Annotated in this window: 12 protein-coding genes; 4 read left to right on the top strand and 8 right to left on the bottom strand. The window is 69.6% G+C overall.

The window, feature by feature from the left end; all coding sequences use genetic code 11:
* Nucleotides 1-6: 6 nt before the first annotated feature.
* The 6 genes from ACZ6BB_RS21380 to ACZ6BB_RS21355 all read right to left on the bottom strand — a co-directional run bounded on the left by ACZ6BB_RS21380 (nt 7) and on the right by ACZ6BB_RS21355 (nt 5,365).
* Nucleotides 7-258, bottom strand: a complete 252-nt coding sequence (locus tag ACZ6BB_RS21380) for a S1 RNA-binding domain-containing protein (RefSeq protein WP_471616728.1) — start codon at nt 256-258, stop codon at nt 7-9.
* Between the two features lie 96 nt (nt 259-354).
* Nucleotides 355-516, bottom strand: coding sequence for a hypothetical protein (locus tag ACZ6BB_RS21375; RefSeq protein ID WP_471616727.1), 162 nt, complete (start codon nt 514-516; stop codon nt 355-357).
* Nucleotides 517-1,036: 520 nt separating this feature from the next.
* A complete protein-coding gene (locus tag ACZ6BB_RS21370) occupies nt 1,037-2,059 on the bottom strand; it encodes an aminotransferase class I/II-fold pyridoxal phosphate-dependent enzyme (RefSeq protein WP_471616726.1) in 1,023 nt (340 codons plus the stop codon).
* Entirely contained in the window at nt 2,056-3,396 is a 1,341-nt protein-coding gene (locus ACZ6BB_RS21365) for a radical SAM protein (protein WP_471616725.1), read from the bottom strand. The genes ACZ6BB_RS21370 and ACZ6BB_RS21365 overlap by 4 nt, the downstream gene beginning before the upstream one ends.
* A gap of 236 nt (nt 3,397-3,632) precedes the next feature.
* Complete coding sequence (locus ACZ6BB_RS21360) at nt 3,633-4,583, bottom strand: hypothetical protein (protein ID WP_471616724.1); 951 nt, start codon at nt 4,581-4,583, stop codon at nt 3,633-3,635.
* Between the two features lie 311 nt (nt 4,584-4,894).
* Entirely contained in the window at nt 4,895-5,365 is a 471-nt protein-coding gene (locus ACZ6BB_RS21355; protein ID WP_471616723.1) for a winged helix-turn-helix transcriptional regulator, read from the bottom strand.
* A gap of 104 nt (nt 5,366-5,469) precedes the next feature.
* On the opposite strand from ACZ6BB_RS21355, the gene ACZ6BB_RS21350 reads away from it, so the two are divergent.
* On the top strand, nt 5,470-5,973 hold the full coding sequence (locus tag ACZ6BB_RS21350; RefSeq protein WP_471617005.1) for a PaaI family thioesterase: 504 nt from the start codon (nt 5,470-5,472) through the stop codon (nt 5,971-5,973).
* Nucleotides 5,974-5,982: 9 nt separating this feature from the next.
* Here the strand turns inward: ACZ6BB_RS21350 and ACZ6BB_RS21345 are convergent, their stop codons facing one another.
* On the bottom strand, nt 5,983-6,558 hold the full coding sequence (locus ACZ6BB_RS21345) for a DUF6328 family protein (protein ID WP_471616722.1): 576 nt from the start codon (nt 6,556-6,558) through the stop codon (nt 5,983-5,985).
* A 226-nt stretch (nt 6,559-6,784) separates the two neighbouring features.
* Here ACZ6BB_RS21345 and ACZ6BB_RS21340 point away from each other — a divergent pair, with 226 nt between their 5' ends.
* From ACZ6BB_RS21340 to ACZ6BB_RS21330, 3 genes are all read left to right on the top strand, one after another.
* Nucleotides 6,785-7,318 carry an AAA family ATPase gene (locus tag ACZ6BB_RS21340; protein ID WP_471616721.1) on the top strand — a complete coding sequence of 178 codons (534 nt, stop codon included), beginning with the start codon at nt 6,785-6,787 and terminating at the stop codon, nt 7,316-7,318.
* A 120-nt stretch (nt 7,319-7,438) separates the two neighbouring features.
* Nucleotides 7,439-8,152: an AAA family ATPase gene (locus tag ACZ6BB_RS21335; RefSeq protein WP_471617004.1), complete on the top strand. Its 714-nt coding sequence runs from the start codon at nt 7,439-7,441 to the stop codon at nt 8,150-8,152.
* Between the two features lie 276 nt (nt 8,153-8,428).
* The gene (locus ACZ6BB_RS21330) at nt 8,429-9,280 is read left to right on the top strand and encodes an RCC1 domain-containing protein (protein WP_471616720.1); all 852 of its coding nucleotides are present in this window, start codon (nt 8,429-8,431) and stop codon (nt 9,278-9,280) included.
* A 231-nt stretch (nt 9,281-9,511) separates the two neighbouring features.
* Here ACZ6BB_RS21330 and ACZ6BB_RS21325 read toward each other — a convergent pair whose 3' ends face one another.
* The gene (locus ACZ6BB_RS21325) at nt 9,512-12,040 is read right to left on the bottom strand and encodes a GH32 C-terminal domain-containing protein (RefSeq protein WP_471616719.1); all 2,529 of its coding nucleotides are present in this window, start codon (nt 12,038-12,040) and stop codon (nt 9,512-9,514) included.
* Nucleotides 12,041-12,306 lie beyond the last annotated feature (266 nt).

Raw genomic sequence — 12,306 nt, 5'->3', positions numbered from 1 at the left:
GCCGCATCACTTGCCGGACACGCCCGGCTGGAGTGCTTTGAGCGACAGCTGCACTCGTTCCCGGACCATGTCGACGTCGAGGACCTCGGCGGCGACCTCCTGGCCGACGGTGACGACGCCGGAGGGGTGGTTGAGGTGCCGCCGGGACAGTTCAGGAGGGTGGGTCGTCGCGGTGAAGCCGCCGATGTCCACGAAGGTGACACCGCGGTCGGCGAACTCGGTCACCGTCCCGGTGACGACCTCGCCTCGGCAAGTCACAAGTGGTCATCGCCCCATGGACGCGGCTACCGTGCGCGGATGTCATACCGACTCAACGCCGCCATCAGCGATTTCGACCGCCTGCGAGGCTGGGCGTCAGGGGTGCCGTGGGCAGTGGTCGCCCCGCTCGCGCAGCGCATGGGGCTGCTGGTGCTGCCGACCGCGCTCGGCGGTGACCTGTCGCGAACGCTGAGCGACCTCTCGCAGGGCGGTCCGGTCGCCCATGTGGAAGCGGACTTCTGGGCCGGCGACGGGCATCAGACCGCCTCCCTGTGGCGGGCCGGCGTGCTGGACTGGGGGCCGTTGCACACCTCGGAGTTCGGCGGTCGTCGGGAGGAGTGGCCGATCAACGCGGCGCTGGCCAGGCTCGGCGTGGTGGGGGCCGACCCCTGCGCGGCGTCTGACCGAACCGATGGCCGCGCTCGTTGGGCCACGGCAGTCTCCCGGACCGGACCGGACCGGACGGGCGGACAAGAGGTTCCACGCTGCGCGCGTGCAAGGCCACCCGCCCGCCGTCGCGTTTGGCACCAGGTTCGTCCAAGTACGGATCGACCCGAACTCGCCTGCGTGCGTCGACGCCGACGTACCCCGGGCGGACGTGGTGTTCGTCGGTGCGGCAGGCCAACGCGACAGGCCAATTCGGAGCTTCTGACGGGCCGCCGAGATGCGGCCGTCGACGGTAGTGCGCGAAGCGCTCCGTCGTACTTCGGCGAGTCCGGCTCGTCGGGAAGGCGTCCTGCCGCGTCCCACCGGATGCCGTGCGAAGTCAGGAGCAGCTTCATCGTGCCACCGTCGGCGTCGGCGTCGGACCGAAGGCGTCGGCGAGGCTGGTCAGGACCGAGCCGGCCCAGTTGTTCTCCCCGAACACGCTCACCGGCGTGGCGAGTACGCCGTACTCGCGCTGGAGCACCTGCGCCGGAATGCCGACCGGAAAGAAGTAGTTGCCGGGACAGGTCCGGCTCGCCGTGGGGATCGCCCCGAGCACGTCCTTGGGCAGCCGTTCGAAGAGCCGGTCAGCCCTTGCGGCCAGTTCGTCGACGACCTGCCGAGGCACGTCGCTGTGCTCCGTCAGCAGCTGGTCGGCGAGCTGCAGCTGTGCCGGGGTCGGCGGATCCGTCCGGAACGCGTCGGCCAGTTCGGCGTCCGCCGGGCCCAGCAGGACCACCCCGAACGTGCGTGGCCACAGCCACCCCTTGGTGACCGAATGCAGCAGGACCGCACGACCGGTGTCCAGCAGACGCCGGGTGCCGGAAGCGAACGGTGCCTCCAGGTCGTAGACGGTGTCGATCAGCAGGCGGCGGTGTGGCGATTCCCTCAGCCACGAGATCAGCTCGGCGCACTCGGCGTCCGACAGGTGTCGGCCGAGCGGCTTGCTGGGGTTGGCGAGCAGCAGGTACTCGGGTCGAGGGGCCGCCGGCGACCTCGGCAGGGCCGGCGCCGGTAGCGTCGGATAGGAAGCGGGATCCAGACCCGCAGCGCGGGCCAGCTCGAAGTACACCGGGTACACGTCACTGGGCAGCCACAACCGCCCCTGCACACCACGCAGCCAGTGGAACACCACACCGAGCCCGTGCCGGACTCCCCGGCAGACCATGGCGTGGCCGGACCACTCTGCCGGCAGTTCGGAGCGCCGCAGCCAGGCACGGGCGAGATCACAGCGGTGCACTGTGCGTGTGCCGGTGGGTGGTTGCGGTCGTATCGGCGCGAGCGCCCTGTACACATTGGTCTCGGAGGCGTCCAGGAGCGAGGGGGAGGCGCTGAGCTGCCGCTGCCGGAATTCCTGGAACTCCTGGAACCTCATGCCGTCGCGCCTTCCGGCACGATCTCGCTGGCGCGGTCCTCCAGGGAGGCGTAGCAGCGTCCGTCGGCCATGACGTTCCAGCTGCGTGCGATCCCGTTGGCGCGTTCCCAGAGCAGGCTCGGTTCGGTGTACGCGGCGATCCGTATCGGCCGGCCGTCCCAGGCGCCGTCGTAGACCGGTGACCCCCAGGGCAGGCGGCTCGCCAGCTCGAAGCCGTGCTGCTCGGCGAACCGGGTGACGATGGACAGCGAGACCTGGTGCTCTCGGCTCCAGACGTTGGCGGCGCGGTCGAAGTAGAGCGACTCGGTGCTCGTGGATACGTAAAGCTCTTTGAAGCAGACTTCCTCGACACCGAGAGCCACGGCCCACGAAAGGAACCCGGCGATGTCGGCCGCGTCGGCGACGCCGCCGTGCTGGAGCACGCAGATGAGCCTGGTCCGCAGCCCCGGCCAGCGGTCACGGTCCACGCGCCAGGTGTCGACGACCGAGCTGACCGGAGTGCGCAACATCATCAGCCGCTCGTTGACGGCGTCGTCCTGATGGTGCCGGGAGACGGCGAGCACGCTCAGCCCCGCGGCGCTCAGAGCCGCGAGACGCTCGGCTCGGTCGGCGTGCTCGCCCTTCGCCAGCGTGTGTGCGTTGGTGATCAGGACGACTTTCGGGAAGGCCGCCGAGCAGGCCGACACCAGGCGCAGTTGCTGGTCGAAGGGTATGAGCGTGGGCTCCCCGCCGCCGGTGATCACCGCGCGCTCCGCGCCTGCCGCACGGGCGCGCTCCAGCCAGTGGGCGACCGCGTCCCACGGCACCCGTGCCGGCGGCTGGTCGCTGGAGATCGAAGCGGAGGAGAAGCAGAACGAACACCGGGCCTGGCAGGCGGAGGCGACCGGCAGCAGCGACACCGAGCGCGGTCGTGTGTCGGCGTAGCGACGCTGTGCCGAGGGGTGAAGGTGCAGGGAGGCCGCCATCGCATCCTCGACGGTCGTCGGGCGCAGAGTGAACTCGGCGCCCGCTTGGTCGAGTTCGTACAGGGCCGACAACCGGATGCGGGACTGGTGCAATTCCATGCCGAGTCCGGTCGACACGTTGGGCACCAACTCGTCGGGGTCCACCATGGTTTCCAGCACCAGCAGCCGGTCGCCCGGAATCGCCAGACGGTCCAGCAGCCGGCGTGCCTTGCCGACGCCGATCCCCAACTCCGCACGGGTCAGCAGGTGGAACCGGTCGGAATACGTGCTCTCCGGGATCCCCGCCTTGCCGTAGGCGTAGGCGTACTTGTCGAAGCCCTTCGCGAAGTTCGACAGCACGATGACGTGGAAGCGCTGGTCACTATGGTTCATTCCGTCATCATGCATGAACGGGCATCGGACGACAGGGGTCGAACTGCAGGCGGAGCGTGGCGCTCCGGGCTGGTCGGCCGGCCACGGCAGCCCCTGCCCTGTCGCGTTCCTCGACACTCCCAACGGCTCGGCGCCGGCACCGTCGGGCAGGTCGCCCCACCACACGCGGTCCCCGGCCGGCCGCAGCCAGTGGCAAGCACAGCCGGCCCTTGACGATGGCGCCCACCTCCGCAGGGTCAGCATCCTCGGTCGTAGATCGCCCGCAGCCACGGCTCCCTGACGACGGGCGTCCGCGCGAGCGTGTACCGGAACGCCTCCGGGGACGGACGGAACGGGTACCACGGGTGCGGCGGCAGTGGGTCGTCCCGCTCCACGCCTGCCGGCAGCCCGCCGAGCACCGGCAGCCGGGTTCGGTGCGGTGGGAAGGCGAGCTCGGCCCAGAGCGCGGCATCCATGGGTACCGGCACCGCCCCGGTGCTCGGCTGCCACATGGCTCCGGTCTGAGGGTGGACCGGTACCAGCAGCAAGTCGGCGGTCGGCTCGCCGACCTCCGGTCCCCCCAGGTCCAGCCGCTGCGCACCCTCCCCGGTGGGCAGCAGTGCGCCGAGCGCCCGGCCGAGGAGCTCGGCCACCGGCCCGGGCGCCACCTCGACCGGCGCGCCCCGGGCTGCCATCACCACCTGGGCGAGGGCCACGCCCGCCGGGATGTTCCGGTACTCGCTGAGCCGGTGCCACAGCGCGCCCGTGGCCAGCAGCTCCGCCCAGTCCATGACCGGCCGCTCAGGTGGGCCGGGCAGCCGTACCACCGCCTGCGGATCGAGCCGGACGACCTGCCAGCACCCGCAGTCGTCCATCCTCGTCCCGACCGGCAGATCGCAGCTCAGGCAGGCAAGGTTCGGGCCGTCCCTCCCGTCGATGCCCATGCAGTAGCCCCCGGCCCGCTCCAGGATCAGCTTCGTGCCGCGTGTGTCGCCGGGCGCGAGAAGGATCGTGTCCGACGGTCCGTCGGACAGTGCGCCGAACGGCGCGAAGCGCCCCTGTTCCGTCGCCTCGTGTGCCCCGGCCTCGTCCCACTGCCGCCACGGAGGCCCGTACGGCGCGGGGTCGACGGCGTAGGACCCGGCCTCCAGCAGGGGCGGGTGGAGCCTCTCCCAGTGGGTGTCGGCCAGGTGGATCGGCAAGGCCACCTCCGACACCGCCGCCGTCAGGACCGCACCGCAGCACGCACAGCCGAACACCGCCAAACCGTCCCCCCGACCTCGAATCCTCGCATCCCACCAAGCAGGCCGACCGGGGAGCAAGGGGTTTTCGGACGACGCCGACGTCCCGCCGACAGGCGGAGCAGCCTCGTCGTCCCGGTCGCGGCCCCTCCCTGAGCCGGAGGGGGCATGCGGGCAACCTTCGGTGACACACATGGGAGCGCGTTCTTCTTCGCGGCAATCGGTCAGTCTTCGATCGGTACGGCCTCACCCTGCCCGGACAGGGGCGAGGCCGGCGCTCAGCCGCTCCGGCGGCGGGCTCCCGGACCCGGCCGGGCCGTGACATCCCTGGGGGTCAGCGCGGAGTGCTCGGTGGCGCACTCGACCACCACCCGGACCTGCGCCCCGCAGTCGGAATGGTGCAGGTCGAGCACAGGGCCCGCCGGGTCGGCGGCATACGTCTCCCCCCACTGGCGCAGGGCGACCAGGACCGGCCACAGATCCCATCCCTTGCGCGTGAGCCGGTACTCGTTGCGGGCACGGCTGCCGGGATCCTGGTAGGGGACGGTGGTGAGGATGCCCGCCGCGGTCAGTTTCCGGAGCCTGTCGCTCAGGACCGCCTCCGACAGGCCCATGTGGCGGCGGAAGTCATCGAACCTGCGTACGCCGTTGGTGGCGTCCCGCAGGATCAGCAGGCTCCACTTCTCGCCGACGACGTCGAGCGTGCGCTGCACGGGGCAGTTGTCCGTGCTCACCTCAAGCCACTCCATGCCGTCATGGTAGGGACTCTGACTTCGTCATTGACAGTCAGAGAAGGTCACGGCTAACTTCGGTCTGCGAAGTCAGGTGAGAGTGGGCAGCGGGAGGCGTGACTGTGGGGCGGACGCGGACGTACGAATGGGAGGACCCCCAGCTTTCGGCAGCAGCCGTCGGCCGCGTCTCCGGTCTGGAGTTCCTGCGTGACGTGAAGGACGGCCGACTGCCCGCCGCGCCCATCGCGGCCACCCTGGACATGGGCCTCGAAGAGGTGGAGTTCGGCCGGGTCGTGTTCTCGCTGATGCCGGGGGAGGAGCACTACAACCCGATCGGCAGTGTGCACGGAGGCGTCTTCGCGACGCTGCTCGACTCGGCTGCGGGTTGTGCCGTGCAGTCCACACTGCCGGCCGATATGGGATACACCTCCCTCGACCTGACCGTGAAGTTCCTGCGGCGCATCACGGTGGACACCGGCAAGGTGCGCGCCGTCGGAACGGTCCTCAACGGCGGCCGCCGGACGGCACTGGCCGAGGCGACGCTCATCGACGGCGAGGACCGCCTCCTCGCTCACGCCACGAGCAGTTGCATGCTGTTTCCGCTGCCGCCCCGGTCACAGACCTGACAGCGCCGGTCAGGCATCCTCGCCGGACCGGCCGCGCCGGGTGGCACGACGGCGCAGCAGAAGCGGCAGCGCGTACCAGCACAGGCCGAACCACAGCATGACCGCGCCGACGAGCACCTCTGCGAGGACGCCCGGGACCACGAAACGCAGGATCAGCAGAAGCGTGCAGCCGATGGTCAGGGCGAGGAGGACCATGCCGCACATCATCATGCGGGCGGCGGTCTCCACCAGGTCGTCCTTCATGCGCTGACCCGACAGGAAGCGGTGCATGGAGACGGGCGCTATCAACGCTCCGGTGGCCGCCGCGCCGAGCACCACGGTGGTGACGTAGATATTGCGGTCCAGCGTCTCCAGCTCCCGGAACAAGGGCGTGAAGGCCACGCTGAGAAGGAACCCGAAGAGGATCTGCACGCCGGTCTGGGTGACCCGCGTTTCCTGCAGGATCTCGTTCCAGCGGCGGTTGACCCTCTCGTGCGCCGATTCCGGCGCTTCGGCCTCCGCAGTCGGGTGCTGGTGATCGCGCCGGGCGCAGCAGGCGGTGTCCTGTTCTGCCGCCGGTTCGGCCGGCCGCTCCGTCAGGGCCATGGCATCCTCCAGGTTCAGGGAGCCACCGTTTGCCCGCCCGGGGAGCTTTCATGCCTACGGAGCGGAGAGAAGCCGCTGCTTGGACAGCCCCGCGGGGGTGCTCCGCCGGAGGGCGGAGTTCGTCGCCACGGTGCCGGCCCTGGCGGAGAGAACGAACCCTGAGATTGCGAGACAGCGTGCAGTGGGTAGGGGTGGTGCCGTCGCTACCTTGGCACGGGGAGGCCCCATGGTGGGAACCGACGGAACCAGGCTGGTCGTCATCCGAGGCAACAGTGCCTCGGGCAAGTCGTCCGTAGCGGAAACGCTCCGCGAGAAGTTCGGCCGCGGCCTGGCCCTGGTGAGCCAGGACAACCTCCGCCGCACCGTCCTACGTGAGCGTGACCGGCCGGGAGCCGTGAACATCGGCCTGATCGACCTGACCGCCCGCTACGCCTTGGACGCCGGCTATCACGTCGTCATCGAGGGCATCCTGTACGCCGATCACTACGGCGACATGCTCGCGCGCCTGCGTACCGACCATCGCGGCCCGACCCATGGCTACTACCTGGACGTGCCGTTCGCCGAAACTCTCGCCCGGCACGCCACCAAGCCGTTCGCCGGAGACGTCGGCGAGCCGCAACTGCGGGAGTGGTACCGGCCGGGCGATCTGCTGCCCGGCGGCATCGAGACGGTCATCGGTGTGGACAGCACACTGCACGAGACGGTCGACCGCATCATGTTCGAGACCGGCTTGGCATACCTGCCTGCGGTGGACCGCTGACCGGCGCACGCCCCGTGCTTCGCCCACAGCGGACCGGCTTCGCGTCGAGGCCGCTTGACCGAAGCGCTGACGGGCGAGCGAGCGTGCGTGCGTGCGCCGAGCCCGGGTGACACTGGTTGGGTGATTGTCGAACGCGCGTATGCGCATCTCCCTTCGTACGACGAGGATGCCTGGCCTTGGTCGGTGCCCTGCGTGCGACAGATGCTCCACGAAGGGCTGCGGTTCACCGCACCGGTGACCTTTCTGGTGGGTGAGAACGGTTCGGGCAAGTCGACGCTGGTCGAGGCGCTTGCGGAGGGGTTCGGCCTGGACTCCTACGGCGGCTCCCACGACTGGCGTTACGCCTCCCCGCGCGGCAAGTCCGTCCTGGGTGAGCGTATGAAGTTCGACGCCGCTTCGGGGCGCGGCCGCCGGATGGCCACCAGCTGGTCGGCCCGCAAGGGCTTCTTCCTGCGTGCCGAGACCGCGCTGGACGCCTTGGACCGGGAGGGGTTCTCGCCGGAGGACGTCAGCCATGGCGAGGGCTTTCTCGCCGCGTTCCGCGGGAAGTTCGTCCACGCCGGGCTCTATGTTCTCGACGAGCCGGAAGCGGCGCTCTCCTTCTCTTCGTGCCTTGAGCTGATCGGGCACATCGACCGGTTGGCCAGGGAGGGCGGCCAAGTCATCTGCGCCACGCACTCGCCCTTGCTGACCGCGCTTCCGGGGGCGGACATCATCGAGGTCGGTGAGTACGGAATGCGAAGAGTCGCCTGGCGGGAGCTCGGCCTCGTGGATCACTGGCGCCGCTATCTCGCCGATCCGCACGCCTATCTGCGGCACATCGTGGAACCGTAGGAGGCTTGCCCTCAGCCCCTCAGCCCCTCAGCCCTGAACCCCGGGAAGGTCACACGGGCATGATCGGGGGAGTGTCCACGACCCTGTTGGACGGCCGGGGCCGTCGCCGTGACCGGCAGCAACGACAGGACGGTACGAGTGGGGGACCTGGCCGGGCTTGCGGGGCTCGCCCGCGGACACACCGGTTGACCCCGGCCAGGTCACCAGATCGGCAACAGCACGGCGACCTGCGCTGCCAGGTCTTCGACCATCCACATCCAAGGACGAGGAGTCGGAATGTTTGCCCATTCGTCGCCGCTGGCGGCCGGAAGGCGTCATTCGGTCGGACGGCGCTCGGACGGAACCGTTCTCGCCGTGGGACATGACGCAGCCCGTGAATGTCGTGTCGAGGGGTGGAGAGACGTCGTCGCGGTGGCGGCCGGCAACGTCCACACCGCGAGGAACACGGGCAAGTCCCATACGGTGGGACTCCGGTCGGACGGCACCGTGCTGGCAACGGGCTGGAACGGCGATGGGCAATGCGATGTCGCCGGATGGCGTGGTGTCACGGCTGTGGCCGCGGGCTGGCGCCGCACGCTCGGACTGCTCGCGAACGGCCGTGTGCTGGCGACTGGCCGGAATGCGGAAGGACAGTGCGACGTGCGGACCTGGCGCGAGACGGTTGCCCTTTCGTGCGGTGACTGGCATTCGGTCGGCGTCCGGTCGGACGGTTCCGCACTGGCCGCGGGTAACGGCCGACGACGTCAGTGCGCCGTCGCAGGGTGGCGTGACCTCACCGCCGTCGCGGCCGGGTACTTCCACACCGTCGGTCTCAAGGCCGACGGGCGAGCCCTCGCGACCGGAGACCGGACAACCGGTGCGTGCGAGGTCGACGAGTGGGAGGAAGTCGTGGGGCTCGACGCGGGCAGCTACCACACCGTCGGGGTCACTGCGTCCGGGCGAGCCCTCGCCGCGGGAGACAACGGCTATGGCCAGTGCGACGTCGGTGACTGGCGCGACATCGTCGCGGTGGCGGCCGGTTCGACGCACACGCTTGGCCTGCGTGCCAACGGCACAGTCGTGTCGACGGGCAACAACGCCGACAGACAGTGTGCGGTCGAAGCCTGGTCCGGAGTCGGGCTTCCTTGAGTCTGCGCGCCGCACCCGCCGCGAACTGGCTCTCGTGGTACGGGCATCGCCCCACCGACCGTCCTGGGGTGGCCAAGCAGGGCGGCTGACCGCGCGGACGGCCGCCCTGCTCGTGCCCTAGACGACCGCCCCGGACGCCGAGACATACATCGACGTCTGAGAGCGCCGCCCAGCTCGACGCGCAACGATGTCGTGTCCTTTGCGTGTTGTGGCGCTGGGCGGCAGCCGGGATCAGTCGTGGATGGAGTCGAGATGCCAGACGGTTGCCTTGTCGAGCTTCACCGAGCCGTTCTCGGCGAAGACCTGGACTCCCTGGCTGGCGGGGTCGGGGAAGATCTGGTCGGTTATCACGGCTTCGCCACTGCCGCCGAAGACCTCGACGGACGACCAGTCGACCAGGATCCGTAGCTTGATCTTGCCGTTCGCCGCCTTCAGCGGTGCGGTCTGGATGCCGGGGAAGGTGGTGTTGAAGTCCACGGCGCCGGAACGGGTTCGGTCGACGTACAGCTCCTGGGTCGTGGTGTCGTAGCCGATGACCGTTTCCTCGCCTGCGGTGCCGGTGCGTACCTTCAGTCCGAACCGTTCGGCATCCTCGGGGGAGAAGGTCGCCTCGATGTCGAGTGCCTTGCCGTGGGCGGCGGGACCGATCAGCGCCTGCGAGGTGTTCGTCACGACAGTGGTGGTCGCGGTCGCCGTGGGGTCCTGGCGCAGGGACTTCACACTGTTCACCGGCTCGCTGGTCAGCCGGACGCGGCCGTCGACGGTGCGCAGGGCCATCTGGCGGGGAATGCTCTGTGCCCCGCGCCAGGGGGTGGTGGGGGTGGCGCCGGCGTAGTCCCAGTTGCTCATCCAGCCGATCATGTGCCGCTTGCCGCCCGGGGTGTTCTCCCAGGACACGGCCGCGTAGTAGTCCTTGCCGTAGTCGGCCCAGCCGGCGCGCTGCAGGACGGAGTGGGCGGGGGAGTCGGCGGTGGTGAACTGGTCGGCGAGGATGTGTCCCCAGCCGCCGGTGTTCAGGTCGACGAGCTGGATCTGTGCCTTCTTGCCGCGGTAGGGGCGCATGTCGAAGGAGGCCCAGTCCAGTGTCTCGCTGTCGGATCCGGTGGCGCTGCGGACCACCTGGCCGTCGACGACCAGATTGACGGCAGTTTCCTGGGAGCCGGGCTGGGCCTTGGTGTCGGACAGTGTGATCTGGTCGGCGTTGATGTGGCCCCAGCCACCGGTGTTGTCGTCGACCACTCTGATCCGCGCCGTCTTGCCGGCGAGGTCACGGACGTCCCAGGAGGCGGCCTGGAGCGCCTCGGCGTCTCCTCCGGTGGCGCTGCGCACGACCTGGCCGTCGACGAGGAGTTCGAGGGCGGTGGGGTTGGCGGATCCGGCGGGGTGGTTGCCGCCGCCGATGAGGAAGTTGACGTAGCGCTTGTCGATGGTGAACTCGGGTGAGGTGAGGGTGCCGGTGGTGGCGTCCCCGTTCAGGAACGTGTTGACGAGGCCGCTGCCCTGGAAGCCGGTGACCTGCTGCTGGCCGGAGAGGGTGCCGGTGGCCGGTGCCGTGCCGAAGGCGTCGCCGGTCGTCGTCCAGTCGCCGTAGGTGCCGCCCTCGAAGCCGGCGAGGGTCTTCCCGGGCGGGTGCGGGTGCCGGCCGCCGCCGATCTTGAAGTTCAGATAGGGGCTGTCGACGGTGAAGGAGGGGGAGGTGAGGGTGCCGGTGGTGGCGTCGCCGGAGTGGAAACTGTTGGCGAGGCCCTTGCCGTCGAAGCCGGTGACGGGCTGCTGCCCGTCGAGCGTCCCGGCTGCCGGTCCCGGGCCGAACGCGGTGCCCGTGGCCGTCCACGAACCGAAGCCGGTGCCCTCGAAGCCCTGCTCGACGGTCCCGGCGGGCGGGGTGTAGGTGCCGTTGTCCTCGGCGGTGAACTTCGTGCCGTCGAAGTCGCCGATGAAGTACTGCGCTGCCGAGCCGCCCGCGATACCGCCGGGGTTGATGTTCACGACCAGGACCCACTTGACGTTGCTCTTGTCGCCGTCGACGGGGAGGGGGAACAGGTCGGGGCACTCCCATACGCCTCCTGTCGCGCCGGCCGGGCCGAAGTCGCTGAGGCGGGTCCAGTCCTTGAGGTTCTTGGAGGAGTAGAACCGCACCTTGTGCTCGGTGGACAGCGACACCGTCATCAGCCAGCTCTGGGTGGGCGCGTACCACTGGACCTTGGGGTCACGGAAGTCCTTGGAGCCGATGTCGATGACGGGATTGCCCTGGTACTTGGTCCAGGTGCGGCCGCGGTCGGTGCTGTAGGCGAGCGACTGGGCCTGCTTGCCTCCGTCCTTGTAGGCGCTGGTGTAGATCGCCACCATCGGCGGGTTCTTCTTGGTGCCGAAGCCGGTGGTGTTGTTCTCGTCGACGACCGCGCTGCCGGAGAAGACCATCTCTTCGTCGTCGTGCGACAGGGCGAGCGGCAACTCCTCCCAGTGCACGAGGTCCTTGCTCACCGCGTGTCCCCAGGACATGTCGCCCCACGCGTTGCCGCTCGGGTTGTACTGGTAGAAAAGGTGGTACTCGCCCTTGTGGTACACGAGGCCGTTGGGGTCGTTCATCCAGTTCTTCTCCGGAGTGAAGTGGAACTGGGGACGATAGGTCTCGGAGTACGGCGGCGCGTCGGCCGCGACGGCCTGAGGGGCGAGCAGGGCGGCTGACAGCGCGCAGACGGCCGCCGCGGCTGCTGCTGTCCGCAGGCGGGCCCGTCGGGCTGCACGTGCAGGGCTCATGGTGTCTCCTGTGATCCGAGCTCCACGCGCCCCAGCCTGCGGCGGGCGGCCCGTGAAATGTGACGCCCCGGTCCGCGACTGAGATCCACATCGCCGACCAGGGATGTCAACGATGACTTGTGTCAACGATGACAGCGGGTGGCCCGATGATGAACGCCATCCGGCCGACGCGTCAACGGTTCGGACGGGATTACCCGATGGCCTGTCAATCCGCCTGCCCGTCAGCCTGTCCGCCTGCCTGTCCGTCAGCTTGGGCGCGTCCGACG

Source organism: Streptomyces sp. NPDC041108, from assembly GCF_055592645.1.
Note: the sequence above shows the minus strand (reverse complement) of the source record. Positions and strands in the feature narration are given on the sequence as shown.